The following is a 13,139-nucleotide window of genomic DNA, read 5'->3' on the forward strand; positions in this document are numbered from 1 at the left end:
CTGGACCTCACCCTTTAAGCTACCCAACCAGGAGCAAGAGGAAGGGAATCGATGGCTGGAGCAGTAGCCTCCCTGCTGGCCACGCTGGTGGTGCAGTTGCCGCTCGGCGCCGCGCTGGTCGCCGGCTTCGTACTGGCGGTGATGCGCAGGCGACGCCATCCCAGGGCGGCGGCGTTGGTCATGGTCGGCATCGTCCTGGTGTTCGTGGCTCTCATCCTCACCACGGGCCTGCGCAGCTTTGGCGGCTTCCTCAACGTTTTCGCGCACGACACGACCGTCGCCGCCGACCAGGTCAACCTCGTCTTTGTGGCGGTGAACGTCATCGCCGGCCTGCTGGCCGCCGTCGCCTGGATTCTGGCCGCTGTCGCGGTGGTCAGCAGACCAGGTCCAAGCGAACCGCGAATCGGTACGTCATCGGGAGCGGATGCGGCATGACGAGCGACAGCATTTTCCTCGACACCCTGTTGCGCTATCTGGCCACTCAGATCCCCGTACTGATCGCCTTGCCGGCGGCGATCGTGATCGTCGTCGCCAACACGGGGCTACGGATCGCCGCAAGACCGTCATCGGTGTTGTCGCTTTCGTGCTGGCGCTGCTTTCCGCGCTGCTGTGGCCGCCGGTCGTCGCGCTGAGCTCTTGGCTTACCGCGACAGACCACGGGGGTTCGATCGTCGGCTCGGTGGTGAATGGTGGCGGTGATTTCGCGCTCAACATCCTGACCGGAGTGGCTTGGCTGCTCATAGTGTTGGCCATTTTCGGCCGCAAGGCGACATCGGAGAGCTGACGGGATTTTGGCTCAGTCGGCTGGCCCGGCTTATCCCATTATTCGCTAAGGGCAACGATCCGGCGTGCCTCGGCCCGGATTTGTGCCTCAACCTCGGAAGTGTCTGGGGCAGTTATCGGGTATTCCGCGCAGTCGTACATGTCGTCGAGTTCGACAAGCGTCCTGGCCAGCGCAAGACCGTCGTGACTGAACTTTTGGTGCGCCCAGGTGGTGAGGTCTCGAGGGGCCAGGTGTCCGGCCAGCATTCGCGCACTCAGAGCGGTGAGTCCGGCCTCCATCGCGTTCGCACTGTCGACGAGGTGATACGACAGGCCCAGCTCGTCCATGGCCGCTTCCAGCACCAAAGGCATCTCGACAACCGCATCGCGATAAGGCACCGCCGCGAGCATCGAAAGGGCGGTTCCGTCCAGGCCGGCGACCAACGCGTCGCAGGCGGCGCGTACGACGTCGGCGGCATCCAGATAGCCGATGCCCTACAGGGCGGCCGCATTCGCCACCTGTTTCCGCGCCGCATCTCGATTCATGCCACTGATGATGACGCACCGCACGCCAGCGGTCACCCGCCTTTTCCAGCGGCATTCTCACCACTACGTCGTCCATGCCGCCTTTTCCTGGAATTTCCGGGCGGCGGCCTAGACGTGCTGTTCGACGCAGCCCGCCAGTTCGTTCAACGCGACCCGGCGGCCGGTGTCAACGGCCTCGCGAAGCAAGTGCGCACGCCGTTCCGTACGGCCGATTTTCGCGCTGCCAATGGGCGGCCGGATCTGCAGGACCGCGGGATGTGAAGCCAGCAGGCGCTCTTCCTCGGCTCGGATGGCTTCCCGCCGCAGCCATGACGCGCCGGCTCCTGGCGCGTTGCGGGCGAACCATCGCGACATCAGCAGACGTTCGCGCGCGCGCGGGGGCCGACGCGGTCTCGTCCGTACGCCGAGTGCGGAGCGCGACAATGTGCGTGGCGTTCTGCGCGAGTGCTGTTCGCACCGGAACGGCTTCGCTCAGCCCGGCGTCGACATAGGACCGCCCATCGATCTCAATAGGACCGCCGGTGAGAAGTGGCATGGCGGTCGATGCTCGAAGCGCGGTTTGCAAGCTGGACTGATCATGGATCTGCTCGTACAGATCGACGGGCTCACCGGTCTGGGCGTCGGTGGCGATCGGGTGGAATGTCACGGCGCTGTCGAGAATTTCCTGGAAGCCCATCGGCATGATCTCGGTATACACCTTGTGGACCAGGAAATCGGTGTCTACGACAGGCCGCCGACGCAGGGCTCGCCGTGGATTGATGGTCGTCCGCATGATAATCGGATCCCACCACGCGTGCTGGGTGCTTTCGGCGCGACCGCACACTAACCAAGCCGCGTTCAACGCTCCGGCGGAACTGCCATAGACGGCATCAAACATCGGCAGCAGGCCGAGTTGTTCGATGGGAATCGTCATGCCGCTCGAGTACGCGCCACGCGAACTCCCACCTTCGATCAGGAGCACCAGCCGCGCATTGTCGCCGCGTTGTCCGGGCACGCTTCCCTGCTGTTTGCGCTCACGCAACAGCTGCAGCACAGTGTCGGTCACCATTCCACCTCGAGTAGCACTTTCATCGTCAGACCCGGCGAGCGAGGGTACGTGTGGCGGGCTCTTGACAGAGACCGGTGATCAGTGCGTTGAGCCCGACTCGCCAGCGACGGTCTACGGATTGCTTTGACGATCCAAGCCGATGAGCTGCTTCCGCGGCGGCCATGCCATCGATGAATGGAGAAGAAGACGTGAGCGATATCGGTGGGGTCGCCGACGAATAACCCCGCGTCCACCGCGCCCCGGATGTGCCGGAGAAAGACCTTCCGCACTTTGACGCCGGCATTGTCATCGTCCGCGGTCGGATCGAAATCGGCGAATGGCCGGGAAAACATGATCTGTGACAACACCGGGTTGGTGACCACGAACCGCCGGAAGGCCTCGGCGAGGTGCCGGAGCGCCTCCAGCGGATCCGCGGTCGGGGGAGTCGCGGACAGGCTGTCGCCGAGCATCCGGAATCCCTGGAAGAAGACTTCCCGGATCAGTCCCGCCTTGTCGCCGAAGACCTCGTAGATCGCCGGCACGGATGCATTCGCGCGGCGGGCGACGGTCCGGGGTGGTCAGCCCTGTCACGCCCTCCTCGGCGAGCAACGCCAAGGCGCTGGCCACCCCCCGCTCGCGGAGGGCGTCAGTGCGTTGCTTGACTCGAGGCACCACCCGACCATAGCAGTCGAACGGATGTTACGGAACAGTGATACAGAACGCTGGGGGCGAGCCGTGCATCCCGCTTCAGCACTACTAAAGCCGGGGGTGTTGTAGTGGACTTTCCCCGGACGTGGCCGATGGGCTGGTGATACGGCTGGTCAAGTGGTAGTCGGACGGTTGCTGCGCAACATGGGCCTGTTGCCGGGGCGACAGTTTGTGGCGGGCAGAGCTGGAAGAGCGACGAATATTCCGCCTCTGTCGCGGCTGCGAAGAAGACCGGTGCGGTGGTGTACGTCGCCCGACGAGGTCCTGGATCAGGTCTGATTTTCACAGTGGCACCACGTGGGAACGAATGGGGCTTCATTACCGCTTCGTAGAAAACAAGCAGTTGAGTATCGGGCCAGCGCGCGCGCTCTGAAATGGAAGTTCTCCACAGGGGCATTTACGCGGTCCGTTTCTTATCCACAGAAACGAAAACTGGCAGCCCGACTGTCGGTGGCAGCCAGTAAAATCGGGTCATGAGCAGAAAACGACGCGCGACCCGAATTCACCGACCCCAACAAACAGCCGTGGCGCACCATGCCACCCAGCTGGGTTCCCCTGCAGATGCTGGAAGAACTCGACCGGTACGGCCGAGCCGACGCTGACACCGCGCTGGCCGCGGTCGAGACGCTGGACAAGGTGATCTCGTATACGCAGGCGATGCAGATGCGGTTCATGGACCGCTTCACCAACGCCCGACCAGCCGTAGGTGCACCCTTCTCCAAATACGCGGCCGGGTGAAATCGCCGCATCACTAACCTGGAGTCTGTCCGCCGCCCAGAAACGACTGAATTTGGCGTACCAACTCGTCCACGAACTCCCCGGCACCATGGCCGGGATGTCTCACGGTCACCTCGACTTGCGCAAGGCATTCACCTTCGCTGACCAAGTTGGTCACCTCTCACCCGAAGACGCCCGCAAAGTCGAAGAAAAGGTCCTACCCGGCGCCGATTCCAAGACGCCTCGATCGATCCGGGACAGGGCCCGGCGGGAGTCATCAAAATCGACCCAGCCGCCGCCGAAGCCCGCCGCAAGAAACTGGTCTCCGAGAGGCGAGTAGAAAAGCAACCCTGCGAAGACGGGATTGCGCTGCTGGGCGCGTTCCTGCCCGCCGAATCAGCGGAAGCGATCTACCGTCGCATCGACACCATCGCCCGCAGCCTCAAAACGAAAGACGAGGCTCGGACGATGGACGCTTTGCGAGCGGACGCGTTGACCGATCTGTGCCTCGGCATCCCCAGCAACGTACGCACCAAAATCGAACTCCGCGTCGACGCCACCACCCTCATGGGCCTGGACGACAACCCCGCCATATTGAGCGGATACGGCCCGATGACCGCGCAACACGCACGCGAACTTGCTGGAGATGAAACCAGTGAGTGGTACCGAATCCTCACCGACCCCGTCAGCGGAGTGGTCATCGACCACGGCCGTACGCGCTACCGCCCCACCAAAGCACTACGGGACCTGGTGAACGCACGCGACCAACGATGCTGCGGACCCGCCTGCAACAGGCCGGCGGCGACCTGCGAGTTCGACACACACCACCCCCTTCCGCGACCCGGAAGGGAAAACCGCGTACGACAGCACCGGACCAGCCTGCAAACTCCACAACGACATCAAAGAACACGGCTGGACCGTCACCCAACCCACACCAGGACGATTCCTCTGGACCAGCCCCCCCGGACGCACCTACGACGTCACCCCCAACGACGAATACCCACCACCACCGTTCTAAACAGTAGGAAGGGGTCCGGTGATCCCGGGTTCACCTGCGGTCAAGTATTCACCACTTGACCGGAAGGGCATGTGCTCCATAGATCCGCATGTCCGAGCGCAGCGGCACCTCGTGCGGCTCGCATGCGAGCGCGAGATCCGGGAAGCGCCGCAGCAGGTGGTGGTAGCCGATTTTCATCTCGGTACGAGCGAGTTGCTGGCCGAGGCACTGGTGGATGCCGTGGCCGAAGGCGACGTGGCTCGCTCGCGGCCGGCTGACATCGAGATCGTTGGGATTCTCGGTCAGCGCGGGATCGCGGTTCGCCGCTGGCAGTGAAATGAGTACGGTCTGGCCTGCGCGGATCGTCACCTCGCCGATGGTGATGTCCCCGATCGCGAGGCGCGAGAGGCCGAGGCTCCCGACAATGCTGAGATAGCGCAGAAGTTCTTCCACCGCGCCGGGCATCAACTCGGGTTTTTCTCGCAGCAAACGCAACTGCTCCGGATTCTGCAGCAGGGCGAAGGTACCGAGCGAGAGCATGTTGGCGGTGGTCTCGTGTCCGGCGATCAGGAGAAGCACCGAGATATTGGTCAGCTCCTCGTCAGTGAGGTCGGTGTCCTGGATCAGGCCGGAAATGATCGCGTCGTCGGGTCGTGTCCGCTTCTGCGCTACCAAACCAGCGAGAAATGCTTGGATTTCCGCGGAAGCACTCTGGCCCGCTTCTTTCGTGGTGTCGATGGCGAGCATGGTTTTGGTGAGCTGCTGGAAATGTTCGCGGTCGGTCTTCGTAGTGAACACCGAGCAGTTCGCAGATAACCAGCGACGGCACCGGAAGCGCGAAATGGGTGACCAGGTCGGCCGGTGAGCCAGCGGCCGCGAGGGCGTCCAGTTGCTCGGCGACGATCTGCTCCACTCGCGGTTCGAGTTTTTGCATACGTCGTACGGTGAACTGACCGGTGAGCATCCTACGGTAATGTGTGTGCTCCGGCGGGTCCTGAAGAATGAACATGCCCGGCGGGACGGTCGCGTCCGGGTCGTTCATCCGCCCAGCTGGAACCTGGGCCTTCAGTCGGTCCGCGCTCAGTCGCGGGTCGGCGAGCAGTGCGCGGGCCTGCCGGTGGCCGGTGACCGCCCATCCGGTGTCGCCGCTGGGCAGCCGGACGGGGTTGACTGGCGCGAAGGACTGGAACTCCATCGGCGGGTCGAAACCCTGACGCTGCCACGGATATGCCGGCAAGGTGGACGAGTTTACTGCTGAGCTCACGATGTGCCAGTCCTTTGTTCGCAGGGGAGGGCTACCAGGAAAGCGACAGCTCGCTCGGGCCGTTGATCAAGGTGCCGACCCGCCAGCTGGGCTGTTCATGCACTGCCAGGTGGGGAAATGCGGTCAGCAACGCGCCGAGGCCGACCCGCAGTTCCATTCGGGCCAGTTGAGCGCCGAGACAGTGGTGGACCCCGAAACCGAAGGCGACGTGCGGATTGCGCGTACGCTCCAGGTCGAGGACGTCGGCGTTCTCAAAGGCGGTGTCGTCGCGGTTCGCCGAAGCCATCGCGGCCATCACCGCTTCCCCGCGCGCGCACGAGCGTGCCGCCGACTTCCACGTCCTCGGTGGCTATCCGCGCCAGGCCACCGCCGTTGCCCAGTGGCACATATCGCAGCAGTTCCTCGATCGCGGTGTTGAGCCGTTCCGGGTGGGCGGCGAGCGTGCCCCAGAGACCGGTGTCCAGCAGTGTGTAAACGAAGTTCGAGATCTGGTTTGCGGTGGTTTCGTGGCCAGCCACCAAAATTGTGACGCCCAGGTTGACCAGCCCGGCCTCGGTGAGGCGGTCCTGGTCGTCGCGGGCAGCGACGAGTTGCGACAGCAGGTCGGTGCGGGGTTGTTCGCGATGTTCGGCGATGTGGTGGGCCAGATAGTTTTCCAGCTCGGCGCGGGCGGCTTGGACTTGTTCGCCGGTGGCGCCGGTGGTACTGAGAATGACCCGGGAGAAATGCTGAAAGAAATGCCGGTCTTTCGCCGGCACTCCCAGCAGCTCGCAAATCACCGTGACCGGCAGCGGCAGCGAGAAATTGTCGACCAGGTCCACCGGCGCGCCCTTCGCGCGCATGCCATCGATCAGGTCAGCCACCACCTGCTCGGTACGCGGACGCCAGCTTTCGATGTTCTTCATGGTGAAAGTGCTGGCCACCAGCCGGCGCAGCCGGGAATGCTCGGGCGGGTCCATCGACAGCAGGTTGTCCGGCTGGGCCGGCACCGGTGTGCTGCGCGGCACGTCCCGCGCCGACCGCCGCGGCCCGCGAGAACCGCGGATCCGCCAGCACGGTCTTCACGTCTGCATAGCGGGTGACCAGCCAACCCTCGCCGCCGTACGGCAGCGCCACCCGGCGTACCGGCTGGCCCTCCCGCAGCGCCGCGAACTCGGCCGGCGGCTGCAGGTGCCCCGGTGCCGCGAACGGGAACGCGACGGCGGTGCTTTCCGTCATCAGGAAGCCGTTCCCTGGCTGAGGGCCGCGGCGATCGCAATGGCCTGGCTGGGGCAGAGCTGGGCGGCCTCAGTGGCGGCCTCGGCTAGCTCAGGCGGCGGATTTTCGCGCAGTACCACGACAATCCCCTCGGATTCGTCCTGGTCGAAGAGCTCCGGCGCGACCCGTACACACTGGCCGGCGCCGATACAACGCTCGCGATCGGCAACGATCCTCATCGCTGGACACCTCCTGGCGGTCTGCGAAATATTCGCGAACTACGCATCCCACTCTAACCATGCTTGCAGTATGTGCAAGTAGATGTCCGATGTTACTTTGCATGAAGTGCAAGATACCTGGCGGGTACTTCGGTGGATTCAGGGTTGCCGCAGTCCTTCGATGAGGAGCTCGACCAGTTGACGCGGGTCGTAGTCGTGATCGCCGCCGACGCAGAGGTTCCCGACGCCGCGCATGAGTTGCAGGGCTCGTACGTCGGAGCGGATCTCGCCGGCGTCGGCCGCCGCGTCGAGCAGGTGGGCGCACACCGGAACAAGGCGGTCGAGGAAGTACGCGTGCAACGTGTCGAAGCCGGCGTTGTCGGATCGCAGGACAGCGGCGAGCCCGTGTTTGGTGACCAGGAAGTCAACGAACAGGTCAATCCATTGCCGCAGTGCCGCGTACGCGGTTTCGTTGCTGGCCAACAAAGCTGGGCCGGCTTGGGCGCAGGCCTGCACTTGATGCCGGTAGACGGCGATGATCAAATCGGCGCGGGTGGGGAAGTGGCGGTAGATCGTGGCCGTACCCACCTGGGCTTTGGCCGCGATGTCCCGTACCGGCGCCTCCACACCGGACGTGACGAAAACCGCGGCCGCCGCATCAAGCAAAGCCGCCTCGTTCCGCCGCGCGTCCGCCCCTCTTGGGCCGGCCCATGTCCTTCATTGCACTTCCCTGTGACTCGTCCTAGATAAACGGGACACTGTCCCGTATCGTTAAACGGGACAACGTTCCGCTTGACCATGATGGCAGATGAGCGGCCACGAGAGGAAGTACGACACATGTCTCACCCCAGTTTTGGGCTCATGACCGCACCCATGCAGGTCGACTACCAGGACATTCTCCGCGTCTGGCAGGAGGCCGACGGGATTGCGGAGATCGAGCACGCGTGGTTGTTCGACCACCTCATGCCGATCGGCGGCGATCCGGACGGCCCCATCTACGAGGGCTGGACGTTGCTGTCGGCCCTGGCCGCCCAGACCCAGCGCCTGCGGCTCGGCCTGCTGGTGAGCAGCAACCGGTTCCGGCCGCCGGCGATGCTGGCCAAGATGGCGACGACGACTGTGTGGACATCGTGTCCGGCGGACGACTCAACTTCGGCATCGGCGCCGGCTCCAGGCCCAGTCACCCGTTGGCGCGGCGCGAGTACGAAGGGCATGGGCTCCCGTTCCATGACTTCGCGCACTCCGTGGAGAGCCTTGCCGAGGCCTGTACGGTGATTCGGCGACTGTGGACCGAACCGCGGCCGTTCGATTTCGACGGTACGTACGTGCAGGTCAAGGGCGCGTACGGCAACCCCAAGCCGGTCCAGAGCCCGCACCCGCCAATCGTCATTGGCGGCCGTTCGTCAGCGACGCTGCGGGTCGCCGCCGAACACGCCGACGTGTGGAACATCCCGGGCGGTGACCTGGACGACCTCGTCAACCGCAGCGCACTCCTGGACCGCTACTGCGCGGAGATCGGCCGCGCCCCGCCTCGATCACCCGCTCGGTCTTCTTGCCCGTCTCGTACGACGAACCAACCGTCACTCGAAAAGCGATAGGCGAGGCGGTCGACGCCGGTTTCACGCACGTCGTTCTTGGCCTGTCCAACCCGTACCCGGTCGGCGTCGCGCATTGGGTCGCCGACGAACTCATCAACGCTTGACCGGTCTGTGTGCGTGATCACCGTACCTTGAGCGATCGCTTAAATCTTGCTACGGTGCTGCTCGTGGACGGGTTTAAGCGATCGCTTAAGTGGGTGACTGTAGGTGCCATGACACCGTCGGTCCGAGTGACGGGATTCGTACGATGATTTTCAGCCTCAGTTTCCACCTGCAACTGGTGGGCGTGGCCACGATCATCCTGGGAGCAGTCAACTTCGGCTGGCCGCGGCTGCTCGGCTGGTCCGCCGACCTGGCAGCGGCGAGACCGCTCACCCGGCAGATGATTCACAGCCAGACCTATTACATCGGTCTCACCTGCGTGATTCTGGGATTCGCTCCGCTGGTGCTCACTGCTGAGCTGCTGACGCCCAGTCGACTGTCCACTGCCATCCTGGCCGCGAGAGACGCTCTTCTGGGGAATGCGCTGGCTGACGCAGTTCGTCGTTTTCCCGCCCCGGATCTGGCGGACCTCGCGGCTCTACACTGCCGGTTTCATCGGATTCACCCTGTTCTGGACGTGGATCGTGACCGTCTTCGCGGTCGCTTTGCTCCGCTCGCTGGGAATCTGGTCGGCGTGAATGACGCCAAATGGCGGCTGAACAGTCACACTCTGAACACCCACGGCCGGGACGGCATCGCGCAGTAGCCGTCGATGTCACCTTTCTGTCCTGGGCGGTGTCTGTAAGGACGGAGGTGGTGGGTGGAGTGGGACCTGAGGAGATCTTCGGCGACTACCGAGCGTTGTTGTTCACCGTCGCGTACGAGATTCTCGGCAGCGTGGCCGATGCCGAGGACGTGTTGCAGGACAGCTATTTGCGCTGGTGCCACATCGATTCCTCGACGGTGACCAACCCGCGTGCCTACCTGGTGCGGACGGTGACCAGGCAGGCGATCAATGAGCTGCGGACGGACGGCACGGCGACGGCGTGAGGCCTACGTCGGCAGCTGGCTGCCGGAGCCGATCCGGACCGCGCCGGACGCGAGCGCGGACTCGTTGCTGGCCGAGTCGGTGTCGATGGCGATGCTGCTGGTTCTGGAGACACTGAGTCCGAGTGAACGAGCCGTGTTCGTCCTGTACGAGGTGTTTGGCTATTCGCACCGGGAGATTGGCGAGCTGGTGGGAAAAGCCGAGCCCACCGTCCGGCAGATCGCGCACCGTGCTCGCGAGCACGTCCAGGCCCGGCGACGGCGGTTCGACCTCAGCCCGGACACGGCGACGCGGATCGTCGACCGTTTCCTGCGCGCGGCTCGTACCGGTGACGTCGAGGCGTTGATGGAGTTGATGGCACCAGAAGTCGTGCATATTTCCGACGGTGGTGGCCGGGTCTCCGCCGCCCGCCGGCCGATCACCGGACGTACCGAGGTCGCGCGGTATGTCGCGGGGATTGCCGGAAAGTCGGCCGCGGGCGTACGAGTGGCGGTGACGAGATACAACGCGTTGCCAGCGGTGGAGGTTTCCGCCGGCACGGGTCTTGATTACGTGCTGCTCTTTGAAATCGAGGACGCGGCAATTCGCGCGCTTTATGCCGTACGCAACCCCGAAAAGCTGCGAACCGCCGCGCTTGTCCGGCAGATCACCCGCGGAAAGGACGACGAGTGGAAGAGGTGACCGTCGAGCGGGTGGTAGCGGCACCGGTCGAGGAAGTCTTCGACTGGCTGGCGACGACCACCAACTACACCCGCAGCCGATGGGTGCTGCGCGCACGGTTGGCCCGGGCCGGCAGCGGTGCGCCGTACGGCGTCGGTGCGATCCGGTTGCACACGTGGGTGATCGGCTGGTTCCGTGAGCGCATCACGGCGTACCACCGGCCGCGTGGTTTCGACTATGTCGTCGAGCGAAGCATCCCGCCATCGCGCCATGAAGGCGGCCGGATGACGTTCACCGAGGTTCCCGGCGGCACCTGCGTGCGGTGGTCGACCACTGCCGAGGTCCGGTTGCCGTTCGCCGCCACCATCACCCGGCTTTTGGTCCGGCCGCTTCTCATTCGGGCCTTCACCGCTATTCTCGACACCGCCGACACTGCTCTGCGTACGACCGGATCCACCGGACCGAATCGCTCGCTCTGATCCGCTCTTTCGGGCTTCCCGGTGGTTGTCAAGATCCGCACGGGAAAGCGACCTGGCGCTATTGCGTTCGAAACCCGCGAGCTTTCGCTTTCCTGAGCGTACCAAAAGCCAGGAAAAAGATGACATATGTAGATTGATTTTTGGTCGACTTTGGGTAGGTTTGCTCTCGGCGCGGAAAGTGTCGCCGAAATCCGGAAAAAGGAGAATCAAGAGCAATGAGAGCCCGATCTGGGGTGGTGAGCTTGGTTTTCGCGGCAGTGTGTATGGCTGCCGCGTTGACTGTGACGGCTGCCCCCGCAACGGCAAGCAGTCCGCCAACGGGGAGAATTTCTCCGATTTCTTCGGCCGGACAGCATTGTGTGCGCGGTGTTTTTGGACCGCGTCACGCCGGGCCGGTCAGCGATGAAGGTTGTCTCGCGGAGTTGTTCGGCGGCAGGAAAATCCGCGCTGGCGGTGCCGGACAGTGCGGCGGACACCGCGTTGGTCACTGTATTCGCCGACCAGAACTATCTCGGCGGCTCGTTCACGTACTATGACACACACGGAAATGGCACCTGTGATGCTACCGGGTATTCGTTCGATGATGTCGCGGAGAACAACGCCTGGCTGAATGGCATCTCGTCCATGCGCGGTTATGACCGCTGCACTGCGGCGGAAATCTACACGACGATCAACCGCCAAGGATCCCCGTGTTTCAGCCAGGAGTCGCCGGCTGACGGCGGCCCTATTCCCTACGTTGGCGATGTATGTAACGACCATGTCCGCTCGTTCCGTATCTGGGCCCGCTAGGCACCGAACAGGAGAGACGAAAATGTCGAAGAGATGGAACGTGGCTGCCTGGCCGCGAGTGCGATCGCCGTGACCATGATCGGTTCGTTGTTCGTGTCGAGCAACGCGCAGGCGGCCGCAGCCAGCCCGAACATTGTGGCGATGAACTGTAAATCCGGTATTGACTACTTCCAGTTCGACGTTCCGACTTCCGATGGCGACTCGTACTGTTTCGCGTACGCGGGCTCGCTCCCGCTGAATATCGCGGATGTTGACTACTTTCAGGCGGGCAACAACTCGGGATCCTTCACCTATCTGGACCCGAGCACAAAAACCTGCAGAATCAGAGCGTTCACCAAAGGTGATTATAGCAAGATGCCCCTGGTGGATATTCTCTCTCTGACCATTATCTCGGACAACTAAACCGCCTAACAGAACATCGCGCACTGCGTCTTCGTTGTTGACAATCCCGCACTTCTCTCGTGAGAGTGCGGGATTGTTCCGTGGTCAACAACACTGTGCGGCTACGGATCAAACTGTCAGTCCTGTGTGGTCTTACGGGCGCGGAAGGCTGCTGCCTTGACTCGGCCGCGGCATGCGTCGGAGAGCAGAAGTGACGTACGGCGTTACGGGAATTGTCGACGTAGACGCGGTCGCAGTGCGGTGCTGTGCAGACTCCGAGGCGGCCAGCGAGATCGCTGCCGATGGCCAGGGCGAGGGCGGCGGCGCATCCCGCGGTCCATCCCACCGAGAAGCTGTCGTCGGTGCCGTGGAAGTGAAGTTGCCAGGGCTCGTTGTCGACGCGGTCGAGTTGAGGGCGAGCGCCGGTGGTGCGCATCAGGACGTTCACGAGTTCAGCGGCCCGGTCGGTGTGGCCACTGTCCACGGCGTCGAAGACCGCTCGCATCTGGCGGCTCGCGTGCGCGAGATAGACAGCGTGCCTCGGCTCGACCGCGGCGCGGTCACGGGCGGGCGGCAGCGTGTCGCGAACGGCTTGGGGGAGTTGGTCACCCTGTGGGGCGGTGTACGCACGGCCTTGCCGGGCTCCGTCGGTCAGCGCGTTTACGAGCGAGACGGCCACCTCGAGGAGCGCCGCTACGTGACCATCGAACATCACTTGACTGGTCACTCCTTCGCCCTTTAGTGTCTATGCGTCACCGACGATAGC

General features: G+C 63.7%; 23 protein-coding genes and 1 pseudogene. 13 read left to right on the forward strand and 11 right to left on the reverse strand.

Annotated features, from left to right (window positions below):
* Positions 1–51 precede the first annotated feature (51 nt).
* Both GNX96_RS25920 and GNX96_RS25925 read left to right on the forward strand, forming a co-directional pair.
* The gene (locus GNX96_RS25920) at positions 52–435 is read left to right on the forward strand and encodes a hypothetical protein (protein WP_163570092.1); all 384 of its coding nucleotides are present in this window, start codon (positions 52–54) and stop codon (positions 433–435) included.
* Positions 432–632, forward strand: coding sequence for a hypothetical protein (locus tag GNX96_RS25925; RefSeq protein ID WP_163570093.1), 201 nt, complete (start codon positions 432–434; stop codon positions 630–632). The genes GNX96_RS25920 and GNX96_RS25925 overlap by 4 nt, the downstream gene beginning before the upstream one ends.
* 190 nt (positions 633–822) lie before the next feature.
* On the opposite strand, the gene GNX96_RS25930 is transcribed toward GNX96_RS25925, so the two are convergent.
* Positions 823–1,173: a hypothetical protein gene (locus tag GNX96_RS25930; RefSeq protein ID WP_163570094.1), complete on the reverse strand. Its 351-nt coding sequence runs from the start codon at positions 1,171–1,173 to the stop codon at positions 823–825.
* Between the two features lie 79 nt (positions 1,174–1,252).
* Between GNX96_RS25930 and GNX96_RS55240 the strand changes: the two genes are divergently transcribed.
* Complete coding sequence (locus GNX96_RS55240; RefSeq protein ID WP_279581502.1) at positions 1,253–1,420, forward strand: hypothetical protein; 168 nt, start codon at positions 1,253–1,255, stop codon at positions 1,418–1,420.
* Between the two features lie 54 nt (positions 1,421–1,474).
* Here the strand turns inward: GNX96_RS55240 and GNX96_RS25935 are convergent, their stop codons facing one another.
* Entirely contained in the window at positions 1,475–2,353 is an 879-nt protein-coding gene (locus GNX96_RS25935; RefSeq protein WP_279581503.1) for a patatin-like phospholipase family protein, read from the reverse strand.
* Positions 2,350–2,877: a TetR-like C-terminal domain-containing protein gene (locus GNX96_RS25940; RefSeq protein ID WP_279581504.1), complete on the reverse strand. Its 528-nt coding sequence runs from the start codon at positions 2,875–2,877 to the stop codon at positions 2,350–2,352. Before GNX96_RS25940 ends, GNX96_RS25935 begins: the two co-directional genes overlap by 4 nt.
* A gap of 700 nt (positions 2,878–3,577) precedes the next feature.
* Here GNX96_RS25940 and GNX96_RS25945 point away from each other — a divergent pair.
* Both GNX96_RS25945 and GNX96_RS25955 read left to right on the forward strand, forming a co-directional pair.
* Positions 3,578–3,781 carry a hypothetical protein gene (locus GNX96_RS25945; protein ID WP_163570095.1) on the forward strand — a complete coding sequence of 68 codons (204 nt, stop codon included), beginning with the start codon at positions 3,578–3,580 and terminating at the stop codon, positions 3,779–3,781.
* A 261-nt stretch (positions 3,782–4,042) separates the two neighbouring features.
* A complete protein-coding gene (locus GNX96_RS25955) occupies positions 4,043–4,837 on the forward strand; it encodes a DUF222 domain-containing protein (RefSeq protein WP_390624156.1) in 795 nt (264 codons plus the stop codon).
* Here GNX96_RS25955 and GNX96_RS55245 read toward each other — a convergent pair.
* From GNX96_RS55245 to GNX96_RS25975, 7 genes are all read right to left on the reverse strand, one after another.
* Positions 4,827–5,432, reverse strand: coding sequence for a cytochrome P450 (locus GNX96_RS55245; RefSeq protein WP_279581531.1), 606 nt, complete (start codon positions 5,430–5,432; stop codon positions 4,827–4,829). The two genes, GNX96_RS25955 and GNX96_RS55245, sit on opposite strands and share 11 nt — an antisense overlap.
* The gene (locus tag GNX96_RS55250; protein WP_279581505.1) at positions 5,359–6,021 is read right to left on the reverse strand and encodes a cytochrome P450 family protein; all 663 of its coding nucleotides are present in this window, start codon (positions 6,019–6,021) and stop codon (positions 5,359–5,361) included. Before GNX96_RS55250 ends, GNX96_RS55245 begins: the two co-directional genes overlap by 74 nt.
* A 31-nt stretch (positions 6,022–6,052) precedes the next feature.
* Positions 6,053–6,307, reverse strand: coding sequence for a cytochrome P450 (locus tag GNX96_RS55255; RefSeq protein WP_279581506.1), 255 nt, complete (start codon positions 6,305–6,307; stop codon positions 6,053–6,055).
* A complete protein-coding gene (locus tag GNX96_RS55260; protein ID WP_279581507.1) occupies positions 6,273–6,980 on the reverse strand; it encodes a cytochrome P450 in 708 nt (235 codons plus the stop codon). Before GNX96_RS55260 ends, GNX96_RS55255 begins: the two co-directional genes overlap by 35 nt.
* Positions 6,877–7,239: a hypothetical protein gene (locus tag GNX96_RS55265; RefSeq protein ID WP_279581508.1), complete on the reverse strand. Its 363-nt coding sequence runs from the start codon at positions 7,237–7,239 to the stop codon at positions 6,877–6,879. The genes GNX96_RS55260 and GNX96_RS55265 overlap by 104 nt, the downstream gene beginning before the upstream one ends.
* Positions 7,239–7,457, reverse strand: coding sequence for a ferredoxin (locus GNX96_RS25970; RefSeq protein WP_163570098.1), 219 nt, complete (start codon positions 7,455–7,457; stop codon positions 7,239–7,241). The genes GNX96_RS55265 and GNX96_RS25970 overlap by 1 nt, the downstream gene beginning before the upstream one ends.
* 138 nt (positions 7,458–7,595) lie before the next feature.
* Positions 7,596–8,102 (reverse strand): TetR/AcrR family transcriptional regulator, encoded by a 507-nt coding sequence (locus GNX96_RS25975; protein ID WP_163570100.1) that lies wholly within the window; start codon positions 8,100–8,102, stop codon positions 7,596–7,598.
* A gap of 195 nt (positions 8,103–8,297) precedes the next feature.
* Here GNX96_RS25975 and GNX96_RS55270 point away from each other — a divergent pair, with 195 nt between their 5' ends.
* From GNX96_RS55270 to GNX96_RS26005, 7 genes and pseudogenes are all read left to right on the forward strand, one after another.
* Positions 8,298–8,711 carry an LLM class flavin-dependent oxidoreductase gene (locus GNX96_RS55270; protein ID WP_279581509.1) on the forward strand — a complete coding sequence of 138 codons (414 nt, stop codon included), beginning with the start codon at positions 8,298–8,300 and terminating at the stop codon, positions 8,709–8,711.
* Positions 8,594–9,034: an LLM class flavin-dependent oxidoreductase gene (locus GNX96_RS55275; RefSeq protein WP_279581532.1), complete on the forward strand. Its 441-nt coding sequence runs from the start codon at positions 8,594–8,596 to the stop codon at positions 9,032–9,034. The genes GNX96_RS55270 and GNX96_RS55275 overlap by 118 nt, the downstream gene beginning before the upstream one ends.
* Before the next feature lie 247 nt (positions 9,035–9,281).
* The gene (locus GNX96_RS25985; RefSeq protein ID WP_163570102.1) at positions 9,282–9,782 is read left to right on the forward strand and encodes a hypothetical protein; all 501 of its coding nucleotides are present in this window, start codon (positions 9,282–9,284) and stop codon (positions 9,780–9,782) included.
* A 59-nt stretch (positions 9,783–9,841) separates the two neighbouring features.
* A pseudogene (locus tag GNX96_RS25990) lies at positions 9,842–10,745 on the forward strand (RNA polymerase sigma-70 factor).
* Entirely contained in the window at positions 10,733–11,203 is a 471-nt protein-coding gene (locus tag GNX96_RS25995; protein WP_163570103.1) for an SRPBCC family protein, read from the forward strand. The pseudogene GNX96_RS25990 and the gene GNX96_RS25995 overlap by 13 nt, the downstream one beginning before the upstream one ends.
* A gap of 402 nt (positions 11,204–11,605) precedes the next feature.
* Entirely contained in the window at positions 11,606–11,992 is a 387-nt protein-coding gene (locus tag GNX96_RS26000; RefSeq protein WP_163570104.1) for a hypothetical protein, read from the forward strand.
* A 33-nt stretch (positions 11,993–12,025) separates the two neighbouring features.
* Positions 12,026–12,394: a beta/gamma crystallin domain-containing protein gene (locus tag GNX96_RS26005; protein ID WP_163570106.1), complete on the forward strand. Its 369-nt coding sequence runs from the start codon at positions 12,026–12,028 to the stop codon at positions 12,392–12,394.
* On the opposite strand, the gene GNX96_RS64850 is transcribed toward GNX96_RS26005, so the two are convergent.
* A complete protein-coding gene (locus tag GNX96_RS64850; protein ID WP_390624157.1) occupies positions 12,378–12,683 on the reverse strand; it encodes a CGNR zinc finger domain-containing protein in 306 nt (101 codons plus the stop codon). The two genes, GNX96_RS26005 and GNX96_RS64850, sit on opposite strands and share 17 nt — an antisense overlap.
* Here GNX96_RS64850 and GNX96_RS55280 point away from each other — a divergent pair.
* Positions 12,585–13,115, forward strand: a complete 531-nt coding sequence (locus GNX96_RS55280) for a hypothetical protein (RefSeq protein WP_279581510.1) — start codon at positions 12,585–12,587, stop codon at positions 13,113–13,115. The two genes, GNX96_RS64850 and GNX96_RS55280, sit on opposite strands and share 99 nt — an antisense overlap.
* Positions 13,116–13,139: the final 24 nt, after the last annotated feature.

The organism is Fodinicola feengrottensis (assembly GCF_010993775.1).
Lineage (GTDB): Bacteria > Actinomycetota > Actinomycetes > Mycobacteriales > HKI-0501 > Fodinicola > Fodinicola feengrottensis.

Excerpts from the sequence above, each read along its gene's own strand:
- GNX96_RS25930 (WP_163570094.1), bottom strand. The coding sequence starts at position 1,173 with ATGCTCGCGGCGGTGCCTTATCGCGATGCGGTTGTCGAGATGCCTTTG.
- GNX96_RS26000 (WP_163570104.1), top strand. The coding sequence starts at position 11,606 with ATGAAGGTTGTCTCGCGGAGTTGTTCGGCGGCAGGAAAATCCGCGCTG.
- GNX96_RS55270 (WP_279581509.1), top strand. The coding sequence starts at position 8,298 with ATGACCGCACCCATGCAGGTCGACTACCAGGACATTCTCCGCGTCTGG.
- GNX96_RS26005 (WP_163570106.1), top strand. The coding sequence starts at position 12,026 with ATGGAACGTGGCTGCCTGGCCGCGAGTGCGATCGCCGTGACCATGATC.
- GNX96_RS25920 (WP_163570092.1), top strand. The coding sequence starts at position 52 with ATGGCTGGAGCAGTAGCCTCCCTGCTGGCCACGCTGGTGGTGCAGTTG.
- GNX96_RS55240 (WP_279581502.1), top strand. The coding sequence starts at position 1,253 with ATGCCCTACAGGGCGGCCGCATTCGCCACCTGTTTCCGCGCCGCATCT.
- GNX96_RS25985 (WP_163570102.1), top strand. The coding sequence starts at position 9,282 with ATGATTTTCAGCCTCAGTTTCCACCTGCAACTGGTGGGCGTGGCCACG.
- GNX96_RS25945 (WP_163570095.1), top strand. The coding sequence starts at position 3,578 with ATGCCACCCAGCTGGGTTCCCCTGCAGATGCTGGAAGAACTCGACCGG.
- GNX96_RS55255 (WP_279581506.1), bottom strand. The coding sequence starts at position 6,307 with ATGGCTTCGGCGAACCGCGACGACACCGCCTTTGAGAACGCCGACGTC.
- GNX96_RS25925 (WP_163570093.1), top strand. The coding sequence starts at position 432 with ATGACGAGCGACAGCATTTTCCTCGACACCCTGTTGCGCTATCTGGCC.
- GNX96_RS55265 (WP_279581508.1), bottom strand. The coding sequence starts at position 7,239 with ATGACGGAAAGCACCGCCGTCGCGTTCCCGTTCGCGGCACCGGGGCAC.
- GNX96_RS25970 (WP_163570098.1), bottom strand. The coding sequence starts at position 7,457 with ATGAGGATCGTTGCCGATCGCGAGCGTTGTATCGGCGCCGGCCAGTGT.
- GNX96_RS55260 (WP_279581507.1), bottom strand. The coding sequence starts at position 6,980 with ATGGACCCGCCCGAGCATTCCCGGCTGCGCCGGCTGGTGGCCAGCACT.